This is a genomic window from Mycoplasma sp. 394, from assembly GCF_054353895.1.
The window spans coordinates 1-18,449 of the sequence record NZ_JBTHHL010000004.1 but is presented as its reverse complement, the minus strand read 5'-3'; the positions used below and the strand labels follow the sequence as shown (position 1 = coordinate 18,449).

17 protein-coding genes and 8 tRNA genes are annotated in these 18,449 nt (G+C 29.1%); 8 read left to right on the top strand and 17 right to left on the bottom strand.

Features of this window, described 5'->3' with window-relative positions:
• Positions 1 to 15: 15 nt before the first annotated feature.
• Genes tsaD through ACXYRQ_RS01885 form a run of 4 tightly spaced genes read right to left on the bottom strand, consistent with a single transcriptional unit; the run spans position 16 to position 2,728 of the window.
• Complete coding sequence (gene tsaD, locus ACXYRQ_RS01900) at positions 16 to 951, bottom strand: tRNA (adenosine(37)-N6)-threonylcarbamoyltransferase complex transferase subunit TsaD (protein ID WP_435130082.1); 936 nt, start codon at positions 949 to 951, stop codon at positions 16 to 18.
• The gene (locus ACXYRQ_RS01895; RefSeq protein WP_458614650.1) at positions 951 to 1,487 is read right to left on the bottom strand and encodes a tRNA (adenosine(37)-N6)-threonylcarbamoyltransferase complex dimerization subunit type 1 TsaB; all 537 of its coding nucleotides are present in this window, start codon (positions 1,485 to 1,487) and stop codon (positions 951 to 953) included. The genes tsaD and ACXYRQ_RS01895 overlap by 1 nt, the downstream gene beginning before the upstream one ends.
• A gap of 7 nt (positions 1,488 to 1,494) precedes the next feature.
• Positions 1,495 to 1,884, bottom strand: a complete 390-nt coding sequence (tsaE, locus tag ACXYRQ_RS01890) for a tRNA (adenosine(37)-N6)-threonylcarbamoyltransferase complex ATPase subunit type 1 TsaE (RefSeq protein ID WP_458614298.1) — start codon at positions 1,882 to 1,884, stop codon at positions 1,495 to 1,497.
• The gene (locus ACXYRQ_RS01885) at positions 1,871 to 2,728 is read right to left on the bottom strand and encodes a DegV family protein (RefSeq protein WP_458614649.1); all 858 of its coding nucleotides are present in this window, start codon (positions 2,726 to 2,728) and stop codon (positions 1,871 to 1,873) included. The genes tsaE and ACXYRQ_RS01885 overlap by 14 nt, the downstream gene beginning before the upstream one ends.
• Before the next feature lie 38 nt (positions 2,729 to 2,766).
• On the opposite strand from ACXYRQ_RS01885, the gene tapR reads away from it, so the two are divergent.
• From tapR to ACXYRQ_RS01865, 4 genes are all read left to right on the top strand, one after another.
• Positions 2,767 to 3,345 carry a TyrS-associated PheT N-terminal domain-related protein TapR gene (gene tapR / locus ACXYRQ_RS01880; protein WP_458597210.1) on the top strand — a complete coding sequence of 193 codons (579 nt, stop codon included), beginning with the start codon at positions 2,767 to 2,769 and terminating at the stop codon, positions 3,343 to 3,345.
• Positions 3,345 to 4,580: a tyrosine--tRNA ligase gene (tyrS, locus tag ACXYRQ_RS01875; protein WP_458614648.1), complete on the top strand. Its 1,236-nt coding sequence runs from the start codon at positions 3,345 to 3,347 to the stop codon at positions 4,578 to 4,580. Before tapR ends, tyrS begins: the two co-directional genes overlap by 1 nt.
• 139 nt (positions 4,581 to 4,719) lie before the next feature.
• Complete coding sequence (locus ACXYRQ_RS01870) at positions 4,720 to 5,376, top strand: LemA family protein (RefSeq protein WP_458614647.1); 657 nt, start codon at positions 4,720 to 4,722, stop codon at positions 5,374 to 5,376.
• 9 nt (positions 5,377 to 5,385) lie between these two features.
• Positions 5,386 to 6,474 (top strand): hypothetical protein, encoded by a 1,089-nt coding sequence (locus tag ACXYRQ_RS01865; protein WP_458614646.1) that lies wholly within the window; start codon positions 5,386 to 5,388, stop codon positions 6,472 to 6,474.
• A 15-nt stretch (positions 6,475 to 6,489) separates the two neighbouring features.
• Here the strand turns inward: ACXYRQ_RS01865 and ACXYRQ_RS01860 are convergent, their stop codons facing one another.
• From ACXYRQ_RS01860 to ACXYRQ_RS01850, 3 genes are all read right to left on the bottom strand, one after another.
• Positions 6,490 to 7,365 carry a MurR/RpiR family transcriptional regulator gene (locus ACXYRQ_RS01860; protein ID WP_458597207.1) on the bottom strand — a complete coding sequence of 292 codons (876 nt, stop codon included), beginning with the start codon at positions 7,363 to 7,365 and terminating at the stop codon, positions 6,490 to 6,492.
• Between the two features lie 176 nt (positions 7,366 to 7,541).
• Positions 7,542 to 9,323, bottom strand: coding sequence for a PTS transporter subunit EIIC (locus ACXYRQ_RS01855; RefSeq protein WP_458614645.1), 1,782 nt, complete (start codon positions 9,321 to 9,323; stop codon positions 7,542 to 7,544).
• Complete coding sequence (locus tag ACXYRQ_RS01850) at positions 9,323 to 9,652, bottom strand: hypothetical protein (protein ID WP_435129125.1); 330 nt, start codon at positions 9,650 to 9,652, stop codon at positions 9,323 to 9,325. The genes ACXYRQ_RS01855 and ACXYRQ_RS01850 overlap by 1 nt, the downstream gene beginning before the upstream one ends.
• 181 nt (positions 9,653 to 9,833) lie before the next feature.
• Between ACXYRQ_RS01850 and ACXYRQ_RS01845 the strand changes: the two genes are divergently transcribed.
• The 4 genes from ACXYRQ_RS01845 (at position 9,834) to tuf (ending at position 14,005) form a co-directional block, all read left to right on the top strand.
• Positions 9,834 to 10,682: an N-acetylmuramic acid 6-phosphate etherase gene (locus ACXYRQ_RS01845; RefSeq protein ID WP_458607756.1), complete on the top strand. Its 849-nt coding sequence runs from the start codon at positions 9,834 to 9,836 to the stop codon at positions 10,680 to 10,682.
• Positions 10,682 to 11,782, top strand: coding sequence for an N-acetylglucosamine-6-phosphate deacetylase (gene nagA / locus ACXYRQ_RS01840; protein WP_458614644.1), 1,101 nt, complete (start codon positions 10,682 to 10,684; stop codon positions 11,780 to 11,782). The genes ACXYRQ_RS01845 and nagA overlap by 1 nt, the downstream gene beginning before the upstream one ends.
• A gap of 7 nt (positions 11,783 to 11,789) precedes the next feature.
• Complete coding sequence (gene nagB / locus ACXYRQ_RS01835; RefSeq protein WP_458597204.1) at positions 11,790 to 12,512, top strand: glucosamine-6-phosphate deaminase; 723 nt, start codon at positions 11,790 to 11,792, stop codon at positions 12,510 to 12,512.
• A gap of 299 nt (positions 12,513 to 12,811) precedes the next feature.
• Positions 12,812 to 14,005, top strand: coding sequence for an elongation factor Tu (tuf, locus tag ACXYRQ_RS01830; protein ID WP_435129111.1), 1,194 nt, complete (start codon positions 12,812 to 12,814; stop codon positions 14,003 to 14,005).
• 72 nt (positions 14,006 to 14,077) lie between these two features.
• On the opposite strand, the gene ACXYRQ_RS01825 is transcribed toward tuf, so the two are convergent.
• The 10 genes from ACXYRQ_RS01825 to ACXYRQ_RS01780 all read right to left on the bottom strand — a co-directional run bounded on the left by ACXYRQ_RS01825 (position 14,078) and on the right by ACXYRQ_RS01780 (position 18,163).
• The gene (locus ACXYRQ_RS01825) at positions 14,078 to 14,692 is read right to left on the bottom strand and encodes a signal peptidase II (RefSeq protein ID WP_458614643.1); all 615 of its coding nucleotides are present in this window, start codon (positions 14,690 to 14,692) and stop codon (positions 14,078 to 14,080) included.
• Entirely contained in the window at positions 14,685 to 17,357 is a 2,673-nt protein-coding gene (gene ileS / locus ACXYRQ_RS01820) for an isoleucine--tRNA ligase (RefSeq protein WP_458614642.1), read from the bottom strand. The genes ACXYRQ_RS01825 and ileS overlap by 8 nt, the downstream gene beginning before the upstream one ends.
• Positions 17,358 to 17,459: 102 nt before the next feature.
• A tRNA-Phe gene (locus tag ACXYRQ_RS01815) sits at positions 17,460 to 17,535 on the bottom strand.
• Positions 17,536 to 17,537: 2 nt separating this feature from the next.
• A tRNA-Asp gene (locus ACXYRQ_RS01810) sits at positions 17,538 to 17,613 on the bottom strand.
• Positions 17,614 to 17,615: 2 nt separating this feature from the next.
• Positions 17,616 to 17,692: transfer RNA gene (locus tag ACXYRQ_RS01805), tRNA-Met, on the bottom strand.
• Between the two features lie 36 nt (positions 17,693 to 17,728).
• A tRNA-Ser gene (locus ACXYRQ_RS01800) sits at positions 17,729 to 17,821 on the bottom strand.
• Positions 17,822 to 17,825: 4 nt separating this feature from the next.
• Positions 17,826 to 17,901: transfer RNA gene (locus ACXYRQ_RS01795), tRNA-Ile, on the bottom strand.
• Positions 17,902 to 17,923: 22 nt separating this feature from the next.
• Positions 17,924 to 18,000 (bottom strand) — tRNA-Met (locus tag ACXYRQ_RS01790).
• A gap of 5 nt (positions 18,001 to 18,005) precedes the next feature.
• Positions 18,006 to 18,082 (bottom strand) — tRNA-Ala (locus tag ACXYRQ_RS01785).
• Positions 18,083 to 18,086: 4 nt separating this feature from the next.
• Positions 18,087 to 18,163: transfer RNA gene (locus ACXYRQ_RS01780), tRNA-Pro, on the bottom strand.
• Between the last annotated feature and the right edge of the window lie 286 nt (positions 18,164 to 18,449).

Below are 18,449 nucleotides of genomic sequence, written 5' to 3'. Positions count from 1 at the left end.
TTAATTTGTTATTTTTTAATATATTTTATTTGTAAGTCTTATATATGCTGCTTGTGCTATCATAGCTGCATTATCTGTTGCATATTTTAATTTTGGTATGATAGTATTAGGGTGTAATTTAACAAATTCTTTGCGCAGTTCTGAATTCGCCGAAACTCCACCACCTAAAATTAATGTTTTAACTTTATATTGGTTCAATACAGCAGTTGTTTTTTCACACAAATATTCTATCGCTGTTTTTTGAAAACTTGCAACAACTTGGTTTATATCAATATCAATATTTTTCATTTTTTGATTATTTATATAATTCAAAACCTGTGTTTTTAAACCACTGAAGGAAAAGTCATATGGATTTTTAGTATGTGGTTTGCTAAATTTTATATATTCACCTTGATAAGTTTGTGAAATCTTATCAATTAAAACACCACCAGGAAAACCTAACCCAGATTTAACGGCAACTTTATCAAAACATTCTCCAACTGCATCATCCAATGTTTCTCCAATAATATCAAAATCAAAAACATCATGAGCAAGAATAAGTTGTGTGTGACCTCCCGAAACAAGTAAACATAAAGCAGGGAATTCAACATCTTGATCAATTGTTGCTGAAAACAAATGTCCGTGCAAATGATTAATTGGTATAGGCAATTTATTAATAGAAAGTGCTATGGCATAGGCGAATAAAAAACCAATTTGTAAGGTTCCTATTAATCCGGGTTCCTTTGTATAGGCAACGTAATCTATTGTCTCAATAGGATATTTATTAAAAATTATTTTTTGTAAAACAGCAATGTTCTTAACATGTTCTCTGGAAGCTAACTCTGGGATTGTTCCACCATATTCTTTGAAAATATCAATTTGTGAAATTGTGGATAACTGTAAAATCTTACCATCTTCTAATATTGCTAATGATGTATCGTCATGTGATGTTTCGATACCTAAAATACGCATTATTTACTTCCTATTTGTGGTTTTTTAATATATATAGGTTCAACTTCTAATGGATGTTTTTTTGTAAAAATGTGTTGATAAGCAAGGAATTTGGAAATAACTTTCTGGTAATTAATGTTATCAAGGGTTATATTATCTGTTGCATCAATAACTTTAGTGCTTTCAAAGATATCTTCTGTTTTTAAGAACATCTGTTTATCAAAAAAATAAACTTTTTTTCCTTGTGCATCGGTGTAAAAAGTATCTTTATCATTCTGCATCATCAAAAGTTCGAATGTCGTAGTTGTATAAAAATCAATATTATTAGCCAATGCTAGTGTTCTAAAGAAAACAAAACCAACTCGAACTCCTGTAAAAAAACCAGGACCTAAATTTATATATAAACCATTAATTTCATTAATTTTTATATTAAAATCATTGAAATATTTAACTATTAAATCTATCTTTTTTTTATAATTTTCTAAAATCACTGATTTTATTAAATTAAAATTAAGGTCAAATAAAGCGATACAAAAATCTTTTCCAGTGGTATCCAAAAATAAATTATACAATTTCAATTTTATACTTTCTTGTATTATCAAAACTTATGTCAACTTTTACATATGCATCAAAAAGTAAATTCTTTTTTTCCGGTCATTCAATAGCTACAATATTGTCATCAAAGTAATCTTCAAATTCATCAATATCACCTTTATATATATATAAATCAATATGAACTAATCCGTTATAAACTTTCATATAATTAAAACTAGGTGATGTAATATTTTCTTTTATTCCTAATAACTTACCTAAAACTTGTACAAAAGTTGTTTTTCCTGCACCTAATTCACCAGATAACAAAAGATACTTTTTTAGCTTTATTATAGGTAAAAAAGTTTGAATATTCTCTTTTAGTTGTTCTAAATCGTTAGCAAAAAAACTATATTCTTTCATATTCTTTCAACGAATCAACAATATTTTCACCTGTCCCAATTACTATCGCTTCTGGCCCAGTATGAATAGCAACAACAGTAGGGATTGGAAAAACTAGAATGTTACCATCATAAGAATTTTTATAATAATCAATAATTTCTTGATCAAAATCACCATTTGCTGTTAAAAGAACTAAATCTCGGTTTTCTTTTAACTCTAATTTGCGGTTAATTTCATCAAAAACACTTTTTAAAAAGATTCTCCCTTTTCCTTGTTTAACTAATTTACCCTCACGAAAACGAATTAATGGAACTATTTTTAAAAGTTTTGCTAAGGTTGCTAATGCTGGTGTTAAACGACCTCCACGAACTAAATAATCATTATATTTAGGTATCAATGTAATATCTAAACTTTTATTTCAGTCGGATACATTTTTAATCGATAAGTCTACATCGTTGCTCAGAGCAAACTCTTTTTTAAATCTTGAAACTTGATCTAAGACTGTAAAAGAAAGATTTAAAGAAGCAACCACCTTAAGTTTAGGAAATTCCAGCTCAAGATTTTTTAAAATCTGATATTGGCCCGATAAATGCATTGAAATAGGGAATACAACTAAATTTTCATATTCATTAGATAATTGGGCAAATAAATCACTTGCATAACCAATTGGTGTTGCAGATGTTAAAACATTTTTAATATTCTTATTAAATACTGTAAACAAATTGTCTTTAGTTATTTCAATACCATCTTGATATGATTTTCCATCTATTTGGATAATAAGTGGTAAATAATAAAATCCTAGTCTTTGTGCTTGTTCTTTTGTCAGCCCACTAGAGGAATCAATAATAATTGCTAGTTTTTTCATACTTATCTATTATAATAAAAAATGTTATAATGTTAAATATGATTATATGTAATAATTTAAATAAGTTTTTTTCTAATACATCTATTATATTCGTGGATGCAAAAGTAGTTATAAATAAACAAATTAGAACACAGAATGCAATATTTTTCATAGATTTGCAAAACAATGTAAATTCAATTAATCTGCTTGATAATAAGTTGCTTGATATTAAGGAAAATCAAAGTTATTTTACTTTAAACACAGAGCAAAAAAGTATATTGATGCAAATTGCTAAAACAGAAGGTCTTGTTATAAAAGATGAACAAAAATTTATTTATGGAGAAATTATAGAAAGAAATAATCATCCTAATAGTGATAAATTATACATTCTTAAAATAAATATAAATAAAGATAAATTAATTCAAATTGTAACAAATACAGCTGATTCACAGGTTGGTAAAATAGTAGTTTTAGCACTTCCTGGAACAGTTATTAATGATGGTAGCGCTGTTTTATTAAGCAAACTTTTAGATGTTGAAAGTTTTGGGATGTTATCGGGTTATAAAAGCCTAGGATTAAATGGTGATGGTTTAATTTTTGGAACTAAAAACGATATCGGAAAGGACTTTGGATTTTAATGAAAAATATATTAAAAGAATTAAATAATCGTGGTATCTTAAAACAACATAGTAATATTGATAAATTTAATAATTTAACTACAAATGATGCTGTATATGCTGGATTTGACCCTACTGCAACTAGTTTGCATTTAGGTAATTATCTGCAAATTTTAACCTTACTTCGTATGCAAAAAGCAGGATGAAAGACCGTTGCAATCCTAGGTGGGGCTACCGGGATGATTGGTGATCCTTCGTTTAAAATCAATGAAAGAAAACTGCTTAATGAAAAAGAATTAATAGAAAATAAAAATAAAATCAAAATGCAGCTTGAACATTTTGGATTATGTGTAGTAGATAATTATGAATTTTACAAAGATATGAATTTAATTACTTTCTTAAGGGATGTAGGAAAATTAGTTAATGTTGCATATATGTTATCAAAGGATTCAGTTGCTAATAGAATTGAAAACGGATTAAGTTTTACTGAATTTTCTTATCAATTAATTCAAGGATGAGACTTTATTCGTTTATATCAAGATTATAATGTAAAAATTCAAGTAGGTGGTTCTGACCAATGAGGGAATCTTTCAACTGGATTAGAAATGATTTCAAAAAAAATAGGAAACGATCATCAAGCATTTATTTTTACAACTAATTTATTAACAGATGAAAATGGAAATAAATTTGGTAAATCAACTGGTGGTGGAAGTTTATGACTTGATAAAAATATGACTAAACCTTATGATATGTATCAATTTTTATATAAGCAACCAGATAGTCAAATTAAAAAACTTTTAAAATGACTCACATTTTTATCACTTGATGAAATCGATAATGTTATACAAAAACATATTAAAGATCCAGCAAATCAATATGCTCAAAAGGTTTTAGCATACGAAGTTATAAAAGACATCCACAGTGAAAATGATGCTAAAATATCGCAAGCAACAAGTGAAATTTTATTTAATAAAAACTTTGATATCACAACTTTATCAATAGATATAATCACTTCTTTAAAAAATCAAATTCCTACTTTAACTGTTAAAAAAAATAACAATATCATAGAATCGTTGATTGAAAAAAAATTAGTTCACTCAAAACGTGAAGCTCGTGAATTTATTGAAAAAAAAGCAATTAAATTAAATAATGTTGAAGTGAATTTACAAACAACTTTTCAATCCAAGCTTTTTGATGGGAAGTTTGCTTTATTACATATCGGTAAGAAAAAGGTATTTTTGATAGAAATTCTTTAGAATTTACACATTTTTTTTCTTCTAGTAAAAGAGAATTGCCTTACAAAAGTCTCTGCAAATATTTGCTTTGACTTTTTAAATTTTTATGCAAATTTTGTATAATATAACAAGTTATTATGACAAATAAAGAAAGGACAATATGGCAAATTTAGTTAATAACAGAGAAGCACATCATACAGATGGATTTCAACCAAATGTAGATTCAAGACCTACTGCTGCAACAACATCAACAGCATCAAAGGTAATTTTCTGAATCCTTGGAATTCTTCTTCTATTTAGTGGTGTAATTTATTATTTTGTAAAAAGAAATAGTTTTAATAGAATGCAATTACAAACAAATGAATCGGCTTCAACCATTGATGTGTTCTTAACACAACGTTATGACACATTAAACAAACTTGTTGAAATTACAAAAAGTTACAGCAAGTATGAAAATGAAACACTTACACAAATTGCAAAAATGAGATCATTAGTAAGTCAAGGTGGAGTTGCTAATGCAAATGAAATCGAAAAGCTTAACACAAGTGTTTTCGGAAGATTGATGGCAGTTTCTGAAGCATATCCAGAACTAAAAGCAATGGATGCTTATAAAGAATTAATGAATCAATCAACATATTTAGAAAGAGAACTACAAGCTGCAAGAAGACTATATAATAAAGATGCTAACATCTTTAATAAAGAAATTTTCTCATATCCTGCTTCAATTATTGCGGCAATGTTAAAGCTTGAAACTCTTCCTTTATATGCAGCATCTGAACAACAAAAACAAGATGTTTCAATGAAAGGTTTATTTTAATAATAAATAGTGAGAGTTGTTCGCGATTATCAAAAGTTTGCTGATTATAAAAATAAAGCAGACGAAAAACTTCTACCAATTGTTACAACAGTAGTAAATAACATTCTAACTCCCGAAGTAATGAATGAATATAAAAAAGCATTTAAAAAATTCTGAGTATCTCTTTTAAGTACTATTATACCTGGTGTTGTATTCTTAATAATCGGTGCCATTATTATCAGTGTAGTAAGTAATGGTTTTATTCCTTTTTTTGTTTTTTTAATCTTATTCATTATTTCTATTCTAATTGGTGTTATTTTAGGTGCTGTCTATTGAAGAAAATTTTATCGTTTTAGGGTTAATTTAGTTCATGTATTAAAACAAAACTTAAACCAAGAAGCACTATATGTTGAATCATTTAATATCCTTGATGATGAAATGGATTATATACCAACAGAAGAAAGCACTGACTTTAAAGAAGCATTTAGACATTGTCAAGTTAGCAAAAAGGATTTACATAGATTTACAGTTGGTATTCCTGGTGGGGCATATATATCAGAAGTTAAAGAACCAAAACATTGTTTATTAATGAAACACTATCCACTTTCTCTTGTAAATGTCCACTGAGTTTATGAAAGAAGAGATAGTAAAGGTAATCTAACTGAAGAAAAACATTACTATACCGGTATGCTTAAAATAGATACAAGATATCTTGAAGATAAAGCAATGGTATTTACATTAATGGTTGGAAAACTTGCTAGTGGTAGTGGTTTACAAAAAATTCAAATGGAAAACAAAGAATTCAACAAGTATGTTACACCAATGATAAACGATAGATTTAAAGCCACAATGATGTTTACACCATTATCACAAGAATTAATGCTTAAGCGTCTTAAAGATACCCAAGGTTCAAAAATTAAAAGATTTAATGTTTTTTCTACTGGAGATTTTATCTACTTAAACTATAATGTTGATTTTGGGTTTATGTATCTTAATGTACCACTTCGTTTAAAAAACAAAGAAATAGTAATTAATAAAATTTATAACGATCTATTAATTGACACTTATACTTTATACTATATGCTTTCATTCATTAACATTCCAATTTACTTACAATAAAATAAGGTTTGCACCTTATTTTTTATTATCCAATAAATTATTTCAACTACTAATATAATCATTAATCTGCGAAAAGATTTTCTTATTTTTATCTATTTTTACTGATAAAAATGAATAAATAATATCACAAAGCATAAAATAAGAAATCTTTGAGCCTAGCACTCCGATACGATACTTTTGCTCAAGCGAATCAACATACAATAAATTCAACGAATGATTACTTTGTAAACTCTGATTCTTTGTTCATACAGAATATGGAATATTATTTGTTTCTAAGAAGTTTATAACAAATTTTATTTCTAAAGTTGTTCCTGATTTAGATATCACTGTTACATGCACTTTTTTAAGTTGTAGCAATGAATTAAAGCTTAAAAAGGTATGTACATCACTACAATATAAAACATTAAATCCTATTTTTCTTAAATTATTAGCAAAATAAGCTGATATCATACCAGAATCACCAATGCCAAAAAATAGATTAATTTTGTATTCTAATAATGTGTTAATATACTTATAAATGTATTTATTATCTAAAAACTTATTTACACTTTTTTCAATTGTAAACATATAATGTGATTTAATATTAGAAATTACATCTGATAAATTTTCGCTTGATTCATTATTATTTCAATCAATACGATCATCTAAATATTGCAATCTTGCTGAAATATAGATTCTTATATCTTGAATATTTCTAAAACCTAATATTTTTGAAATACGAGAAATAGTTGCTTGTGACACATCAAGCTTATCAGATAATTGCAAAGTTGATAATTCTAAAAAACCATTAGGATATAAACTAATAAAATCGGTTAATTTTATCAATGATTTTATATGTTGATTTGATGTAATTATTTGCTTTAGATTATTATCAAAAATTTCTTTTTTCATAGGTAAAAATAATTATATATTTTGCTTATAAAAATGCAAATTATTTTTGTGTTTTATGCTTTTTATGTTTCTTTATTTTGCAATATTTTTTTCTTTATTCCTCTTCTTTTTTTTAATCAATCTTATTATAAAACTATATAATACAAAAAGATGACACATCTGTGTCATCTAAATTATTATAATTCTGCACCTTTATTTGATGTAATCTGGTTATTAATACTTTCTGCTTCGACTCCAACTATTGCTTGAAATGATTTTTCAGAAACTTTTACTAAACCAAATACACCTGCTTTTTTCAAATCTTCTTCAGATACTTTACTTCCATCTTTAACTTCATAACGAAGTCGTGTTGAACAGTTTTCAAAAGTTGTTATATTATCTCAGCCACCAAAAGCTTTAACAATATTTCTTGCTTTTGTTGAAAAGCTACCATCATTTGCTTCTGGTGAGACAACTTCTTTTATTTCTTCTTCTGAACGTATGATACCTTCCCCACGACCTGGTGTTGATAAGTTAAATCCTTTGATAAATCCAACCCCTACACCAAAGTAAGCAGCAGCAGTTACAAATCCAATAGGGAAAATTCATCCTGGGTTAGCAAATACTCTTGATGCGCCTGTATAACCTGATTCGTTGATTATTCTTAATGACTTAGGTATTGAAGTAATGTAGTCTAATAATCCAGCTGAAAATCCAAATCCTAATTGTATTCCAAATGCTCCTGTTATAAATGCAAAGATACCTGTTAAGATTGCATGTGATAAGTATAAAAGTGGAGAAACATATAAGAAAGCAAATTCAATTGGTTCCGTAATACCTGTTAAAAAGCTTACAATTGCTGCTGAACCATATAATGAAGCAACTTTAATCTTTTGTTCTTTGGTTTCTGCTGAATAAACAAATGCACCCACTAAGGCAGGCAATCCGAACATCATCATTGGGAAGAATCCTGCTTGGAAGATACCGCCTGGGTTGCCTTTTGCTTGTCCTTGTAAGAAAATAAGAATATCACCATTAACAGTTTGTGATGGATTACCTTCTTTTGGTCATTCACCTAATTGGAATCAGAAGATATTATTTGGAATATGATGTAATCCGAATGGAATTAAAAGTCTGTTTAAAAATCCATATACACCCATTATTCCCGCTCTTGTAAAGCGCGCTTGTGCTGATAAATTAAATGATTCACCTTGTTTTGATGTTACGGCTTTTGACATCGCTTCTGAAATAGCAAAAATCACATAACCGATTCAAGGGAAAATAACTGCTCAAACAATTGTAAATAATGTTGATGCAATAATAGCAACTGCTGGAACTAATCTTTTTCCACTAAAGAATCCTAATACTTTTGGCAATGTAACATTGTTTGAACGATTATATACAAATGCAGTTAAAGCACCTACTACAATACCATTAAGTACATTTTTAGCAAGAACGTCATCTGTTTTCTTTCCAAAAATTGTATGAAAACCGGTAGAAACTACTTGATAAGTTCTAGTAAATTCTTTAAATCCTGTTCCTGATTTTGTATCTTTTGGCGAAGATGCTACAAAATCCTTAATAACACCTGTATCAGTATCTACATAACCTTTATGTACAAACAAAGTTCCATAATACACATCGGTTAAAGCAACCATTAAAAAGGTTAATATCATTATTCCAATAAATCCAGCAAATGCTGCTTCACCCCGTTTGTCTTTTGTGAAAGCAAATGCTACACCTACTGCAAATATAATGTATAAGTTTGAAAATACTGCATCACCACTTTTTAATAATAATGATTGCACAAACTTACCAAACGGAGAATCACCTGGTAATTCTGCTCCGATTCTTAACAAGATCGCAGCAACCGGTAGCACCGCAATCGGAAACATCAATGCTGATCCTATACGTGAGAGTTTTGTCATTCATCCTTTAGCTAACCCACCTGAAAATGTTTTTTTAGCAGTTGTAGTCATTATTTACCTCCTGCTTTAGCTAAAAGAAGTTTTTTCTTCTTCAAAAAGAATCCATGTGAAGCAATTGTAGCAATAATTGCTCCAAAAAAGCTAAGAAAGAATAAGAATCCCATTGCACCTATCACATCTGATCGAAATTTTTTGAAAGCAGCAACATATGCATCATAATGAGCACCTAGTTTTTCTTTTGAAAACCCGTGACTGTTTTCTGTGAAACCTCCAAATAATCCGATAAGTATGATTAAGAAGACAATAAATAAAGTTCATAAAATAATATAAACTCATTGCGACCAGTGCAAGTCTTTGAGTTTTTTTAAAAATTTATCCATATAACCTCACTGAGTGATTTACACTCTAAAATATTATAAAATCATTTTCATATACAAATGCTAAGATGAAAAAATTTTTCATATTTTTTGTTTTATTAATGATGTTTAATATAAAAAATAAAAAATTTTTTTATTTTACATATCAAATAGACTTCCATAATAAAATAATTGCGAGGTTGTTATGAACAAACATTTAGATACATTAAATTATAAACAGCTTGTAAATATTTTTGCTGAATCAAATAAAGATGTAATCAAAGCATATAATAATTTGAAAAAAGATATTATTCAACTTGCTAAGCAATGTGTTAAAGTCATCAAAAAAAACGGTAGAATATTTTATGTAGGTGCTGGTAGTAGTGGAAGAATCGCTTTATTAGATGCTTTAGATATTTTACCTACATTTGGAGAGTTAAATTGATTCAAATACTCGATGGCCGGTGGAGATGCAGCAATCTTAGCGTCATTAGAAGGCTATGAAGATGATTATAACTTAGGTTACAGTGATGCAAAAAAAGAAAATATTAATAATAAAGATTTAATCATCGGTTTGTCTGCATCGGGAAATACTAAATATATAAAAGGTTTTTTTGTTTATGCAAAAACTACTAATGCAAAAACTACCTTGATAGCAAATCAAAAAAATGGAGACTGTGAATCTGTTTCAGATGATGTTATAGTTGGTGATGTAGGTAAAGAAGTTATTTCTGGTTCTACTCGTTTAAAAGCAGCGACTTTGCAAAAACTTATCTTAAACACTATCTCATCAATTACTGCTATAAAACTAGGTAAAGTATATGATGATTTAATGATTGACTTAATTCCTAAAAACGAAAAATTAGTTAAGCGTAGCATTGATATTTTAAAACAAATAACACATATATCTGCATTAGATGCACAAAAGTTATATTCAGAAGCAGATCAAAATATTAAAGTTGCTGCTATAATGCATTTAAATAAAGTCGATAAAATAAATGCAATTAAGCTATTAAAAAAATCACATAATAATTTAAGGGAAGTAATTGGATAATGAAAATAGAAAATGTTAAAATTATAAATTATAACAACATCATTGATTGTGCTGATATATATATAAAAGATCATAAAATACAAAAAATTATACCAAATCAAAATCAAGCAAAATATATAGCAGTTCCTGGATTTATCGATACACATATACACGGTTTTTATAATTACGATGTTATGGAAGGAAGCGATGCGGTTTCTGCTATTTCAAAAAAACTTGCTCAACATGGAACAACTGCTTTTATGCCTACATTGATGACAAATCAGTGACAAAATATTTTAGATGTTTTAGACGATGTGAGTAAAAATACTAAATATGTTGCAAGAAATTTAGGTTTGCATTTAGAAGGTCCTTTTATTGCAAATGCTAAAAAAGGAGCACATAAATTTGAGTATCTTAGAAAACCAACTGTTTTAGATATCGAACAACTTATTAATGCATCACAAAACACACTAAGAAAAATATCATTCGATCCTGATGTGGTAGATATAGAAGTATTTAAACAGATGCAAAAACACAATATAATAGGGTCTATCGGACATTCAGCAACTGATTTTGAAACTGCATCAATCTTCTTTGATAATGGTTGCAAATCTGTATGTCACTTATGAAATGCTATGTCAGGAATCGACTCAAGAAACCCAGGTTTGCTTCAGGCTGCATTAATGAGCGAAAACACTTATGTAGAAATGATTTTCGATTTATTTCACATTTGTAAGCAGTCTATTTGATTCACTATCAAAAATAAAGGTTTTGATAAAATTATTGCTGTTTCAGATGCAATTAAACCTGCTTATTATAAAGATGGAGAAAATATTTCAGGTGATATCCCTGTTATAAAAGATGGATTAAAAATAACTTTAAAAGACAGTAATACTATTGCAGGTTCAGGTATCAGTATACACGATGCTTTTAAAAACTTATTGAGTATCAATGTAAATTCTTGTGATGCAGTAAAAATGACATCATATAATGCTGCTAAATACTTAGGATTAAATAAAAAGTTAGGTAAAATCAGGACAGGTTATCTAGCAGATATAGTATTAATGGATTATAATTGAAATATTAAAAGTGTTTATATTGATGGAAAAAAGGTAAACTAAGGAAAATATGAAAGTTATAATTAAAGAAAATTCAGATTTACAAGCTAAATATGCAGCAGATTTAATAGCAGATGCTATTAAATCAAGACCTAATTTAAACATTTGCTTTGCAACTGGTAACTCTCCTATAAAAACATATCAATTATTGATTCAAAAATATCAAAATAAAGAGATTTCTTTTAAAGATGTTACAACATTTAACCTTGATGAATATGTTGGAATTGATATAAAAAACCCTTGCTCATACCATTATTTTATGTTCAATACACTTTTTAATTATATTGATGTAGATAAATCAAATATTAATCTGCCAAACGGAATAGGAAATATTGGTTTAAATGCTAAAAAATATGAAAAGTTAATAGCAGAAAAAGGTGGTATAGATTTAATGATACTAGGAATCGGTATCAATGGACATATTGCATTTAATGAACCAGGTTCAAAAATCAATGATATAACTCGTGAAGTAATTTTGACTAAAAGTACTATAAATGCTAATAAAAAGTATTTTGACAATATAAAGTTAGTTCCAAAAACAGCTATATCAATGGGTATCGGAACTATATTAAAAGCAAGAAAAATTATTTTGTTAGCAGATGGAGATTCTAAAGCAGATGCAATTACAAAAACAATAAATGGTCCTGTTTGCTCGGATGTTCCTGCTAGTTTCTTACAAACACATAATGATGTAACTATAATTTTAGATTCAAAAGCAGCAAAATTATTATAAAACTTTCAATAAGGAAACCTTATTGATTTTTTGAATAATTTATTTTATATAAATCAATCATTTAGTAAATAAAATCATAGAATAAAGCCTTAAAAGCATAATCTTAATGATTAATGAATATAAAAAATATGGTAAAATATATTAATACAAAAAGCAATTTCTAAATTATATAAAAGAATTTGCTAAAATTATTGGTGCTTATGGACAGGACCTAGATGAAAGACTAGGCTATGGTTGGTTTTAGCGCTAAGACAAACTAAATTAATTTAAATCATAAACAATATGAAAGGAATATTAATATGGCAAAATTAGAATTTGATCGTAGTAAAGAACACGTTAACGTTGGAACCATTGGACACGTTGATCACGGTAAAACAACTTTGACTGCTGCTATTGCTACAGTTTTATCTAAAAAAGGACTTTCAGAAGCTCGTGATTATGCTTCAATCGATGCCGCTCCAGAAGAAAGAGCTCGTGGAATTACAATTAACACAGCACACATTGAATATCAAACTGAAAAACGTCACTATGCTCACGTAGACTGTCCTGGACACGCTGACTACGTTAAAAATATGATTACCGGAGCAGCTCAAATGGATGGTGCTATCTTAGTTGTTGCTGCAACCGATGGACCAATGCCTCAAACTCGTGAACACATTCTTTTATCAAAACAAGTTGGTGTACCTCGCATCGTTGTATTCTTAAATAAATGTGATATGCTAGAAGGTGATGAAGGTGCAGAAATGATCGACCTTGTTGAACTTGAAGTTCGTTCACTTCTTACAGAATATGGATTTGATGGAGATAATGCTCCTGTTATACGTGGTTCTGCATCATTAGCATTATCAGGTGATGCAAAATGAGAACCAAAAATTATGGAATTAATGGATGCAGTTGATACATACATTGAAACACCTATTAAAGACTTTGAAAAACCTTTCTTAATGGCTGTTGAAGATGTATTCACCATTACAGGACGTGGAACAGTTGCTACAGGACGTGTAGAGCGTGGAACACTTAAATTAAACGAAGAAGTTGAAATCGTTGGTTTAAAACCTACTAAGAAAACAGTTGTTACAGGAATTGAAATGTTCCGTAAAAACCTTAAAGAAGCACAAGCTGGAGATAATGCTGGATTATTACTTCGTGGAGTAAACCGTGAAGATGTTGAACGTGGACAAGTTTTAGCAAAACCAGGTTCAATTATCCCTCACACAGAATTTGAAGCAGCTATTTATGTTCTAAAAAAAGAAGAAGGTGGACGTCACACACCATTCTTTAAAAACTATAAACCACAATTCTACTTCCGTACCACTGATGTTACTGGTGGAGTTGAATTTGATGCAAAACGTGAAATGGTTATGCCAGGAGAAAACGTTAACTTAAAAGTTAAATTAATCGCTCCTATCGCTGTTGAAGCAGGAACCAAATTCTCTATCCGTGAAGGTGGACGTACAGTTGGTGCTGGTTCAGTAACAAAGATTATTAAATAAACAATTTGAAAGTCGGGTTTATATCCCGATTTTTTAATGCTTTGCAAACAAAAACAAGCATATATGCTTGTTTTAATGAATTATTAAATCCCTATGTCTTTTAAGGTCTCTAATTTTGCTCTCTGGTATCAAACTACCGATAAGCAATAAAGCAATTCCGGTGAAAATTAATGAATCAGCAAAATTAAATGTGCCATCTCTATTTAAAAAAGGTATAAAGAAGATGTCTTTAACATAACCACTAAAAATAAAACGATCTAACATATTACCTAAATCACCTGCCAATATTATTCCTACAAATATTGCACGTATTTTATTATGTTTATCTAAAAACAATCCATATGTTAAAATAAAAATAAACAAAATGATTGAAATGGTTTGAATTAAAGTTGTATTACGAGTTTTAGCAAAAGTAATTCCACCGTGTCAGATGCTTCGTATCCCAAGTAGTGGCGAAACTGTGTAACTATTTAATATAGATTCAGCAGGAAATCTTTGTCCATTATAAGATACTTCAAAATTTTGATCCAAAGTTTTTATTGAACCGTGATTAAATAATAGATTCTTTGTCATTTGATCTATAAATAAAAAAACTATTAATGAAGCAAAAATAAATATATAAGTTATTAAAATACGTTTTTTATTTACAGATAAGTAGTTTTTTAATATTTTTATTTTTTTATTCATGAAACTCTCTTACAATTTGCTCACATTGATTACATAAATTATTTTTAACATTTTCTTTATCAAAATGATTTCAACATCTTAAGCATTTTAATGAATCAAATTTTTCAACTTTTAATTCGCTTCCCTGTGTTATTTTTCCTACCATTAATAATGTTTTTAAATCAAGTTTAGCTATTAAATCAGATGTTTTAGGTAAAAATAATTCTAATTCATTTGATCGCTTCACTAAATTAGCTTTAATCGCATTTTCAATTAGCACATTAACTTTATCACGTAGTTCAAAAAATTCTTTATATGAAGTAATTAATGCTGCATCATATGCTATTTCAGAAAGTTTTGGTAAATTTTCTAAAAATACTGATTCATATTTATCTTTTTTATCAAAGAACTCATATGCTTCTTCGGATGTGGTAGGTAAAATCGGAGCAAGCGCTATTATAAGAAATTCGACTATCTCATACATATTTGCAAGTGTCATAAGTCGTTGTGGATCGTTTAATGAACGAACATACAAAATATCTTTGGTAACAGACAAATAGAAGCTAGAAAGCTCAACAACATAGTTTGAAAGCAGTTTTACAACCATTAAAAACTTATATTCGTCATATGCTTTAATTACATTGTATTTTAATTCTTGAAGTTGTTGATAAATAAACATATGGATTCCGGTTCTTTTAATGTCTTTAGAATATTCAAAATTATTTAAGTTACCAAGCAAGAATTTAATGGTATTTCTTAATTTACGGTATATTTCGGTATTTTGATTTAAAATATCTTCACTTATTGAAATGTCACCTTGATATTCTGAATTTGCAACTCATAATCTTAAAATCTCTGCACCACGTTTATTGATAATATCAGAAGGTTCAACTGAATTACCTTTTGACTTAGACATCTTATTTCCCTTAGCATCTACAACGAAACCATGTGATATAAGATTTTTATAAGGTGTTAATCCTTTATATGCAACTGAATTAATAATTGATGAGTTGAATCAACCACGATATTGATCAGTTCCTTCTAAATATAAATCATATGGTGATTGTAAATTCGGTTCAATTACAGCAGCTACACTTGAAACACCTGAATCGAATCAAACATCCATAATGTCTTTTTCCTTAGTAAAACCTTGATTTTGATATTTTAAAGGTAATAATTCTTCAGTTGATTTTTCTCATCAAATATCAGTTCCATATTTTGCTACTAAATCTATAACATGATCAAATAATTCTGAATCAAAAACTGGTTTTCCATCCTTATCATAAAAGATAATTAGTGGAACTCCTCAACTTCTTTGACGTGAAATAGTTCAATCAGAACGATTTTGGATCATTGAATATAAACGTTTTTTCGGTCATGCTGGATAAGTAGTAACATTATTTTCAATTTGATCTAAAATTTGCTCTCTAATTTTGTCAATTGAAACAAATCATTGTGGTGTCCCGCGAAAGATAATTGGTTTATGAGTTCTTCAATCATGTGGGTATGAGTGCTTAAATCTTTCAAAGTGTAATAATTTGTTTGCTAAAAATTCTGATATTTTCTTATTTGCATCCTGATAAAACATCCCATCAAAATCAGTATTGGTATTTTCAATATAACCTTTATCACAAATATGCATAATCATCTGTAACTTATTTTTTTGTCCAATTAAAAAGTCATCTTCACCAAACATCGGAGCAATATGAACTAAACCTGATCCTGATTCAACACTAACATGATGTCCGATCACTAATGGAGCATGAAACTTCAAAATTGGTGTTAAATATTCAATATTATAATTTAAAATTTGCGAACCTTTAAAAACTGAAACAATATCATATGTATCTCAACCACATTTTGATGCAACAACAGTTAATAAATCAGTTGCAATGATATAAAAACTTCCATTATTTTTTACACGGGCATATTCAATATCTAATCCAATCGCTACCGCTGCATTAGCCAATAATGTTCATGGAGTTGTAGTCCAAATCACTAAATTATCACCAGTTTTAACATTTTCAAAATTACTTGCTACAACTTCAAAAGCAACATATATTGATGGTGAAATTACATCTTGGTATTCTACCTCAGATTCGGCTAAAGCACTTTGGGAACTAGGTGATCAAAATACAGGTTTTAATCCTTTATATACCAATCCATCCATTACCATCTTTTTAAAAACCTTTAGTTGGATTACTTCATATTGTTTATCTAAGGTTATATATGATTTTGAATAATCAGTAAATAATTGCAAGGATTTAAGTTGGTTTCGTTGGTTATTAACTTGTTGTAAAGCATATTGAGCTGCTTTTTTACGTAAAATTACAGGATTAAGTTCATCCTTATTTAATTTGCTCTCAGTAAGCATTTTATGCTCTATTGGTAAACCATGTGTATCTCAACCAAGTACAAATGGTGAATAAAACCCTGATAAAGATTTATATCTAACAATAATATCCTTTAAAACTCTGTTTAATGCATGACCAACATGAATACCTCCATTAGCGTATGGTGGACCATCGTGCAAGATATACTTTGGGTTATTTTTATTTTTTGATAATACTTTTTGGTAAATTTTAGAACTTTCCCAAAACTGACGATATTTTGGTTCTTTAACTAATAAATTAGCTCTCATTTCATAATCAGTTTTTGGCATATTTAATGTCTTTTTATAGTCCATATTTTTCTCCTTTTTTATATCTATATATTTTAGCAAAAAAATAAAAATTGCTATATTTTATAAACTAATTTACTGCAGTTTATAAAATATAGCAATTTTTGATGGTGGCTCCGGCAGGAATCGAACCAGCGACACACAGAGCTTCAATCTGTTGCTCTACCAACTGAGCTACAGAGCCAATGGCGGTCCAGACGGGGATCGAACCCGCGTTCTCCTCCGTGACAGGGAGGCGTATTAACCACTTTACCACTGAACCATTGGTTGCGGAAACAGGACTCGAACCTGTGACCTTCGGGTTATGAGCCCGACGAGCTACCAAACTGCTCCATTCCGCGATATGTTCTATAAATTCATATTATGTTAAGTTATGGTGGCGGGTGATGAGGGATTCGAACCCCCGCGGGCCGTAAAGCCCCTGGCAGTTTTCAAGACTGCTCCCTTCAACCGGACTTGGGTAATCACCCATATTGGTGGACCCAACAGGATTCGAACCTGTAACCAACCGGTTATGAGCCGGTTGCTCTAACCGTTGAGCTATAGGTCCATTTCCGAATTTATAGATTTTTTGGTAGCACCAAAGAGAGTCGAACTCTTGACCTTCCGGGTATGAACCGGATGCTCTAACCAACTGAGCTATAGTGCCATAAATGGTGGAGAGTATGGGATTCGAACCCACCACCTCCTGCGTGCAAGGCAGGCGCTCTAGCCAAATGAGCTAACCCCCCGAAATGGTGAAGAAGACAGGATTTGAACCTGCGACCACTACAGCCCAAATGTAGTGCTCTACCAAACTGAGCTACTTCTCCGTGTATTGGCTATAGTATTATACAATAAAACTATATATATCAAAAAAAACTTTTCTTATTTATTGCTAATATATTTTAGCATAATTTTGTAAAAATAAAAACATAAAATTTTAGATTTTTATTTTATCATTCTTGCTATATTAAAATATTTTTATGTTAATTAAATTTCTTTATTCTTGTTTGTGTTTTCAATTAAAAAAATGCCCCTTAGGCATAGTCCTTTGAAAACTAAATAGTAATTATAATTCATTAAAATGTCTTGAATACATTTACTTTTAAACCTATC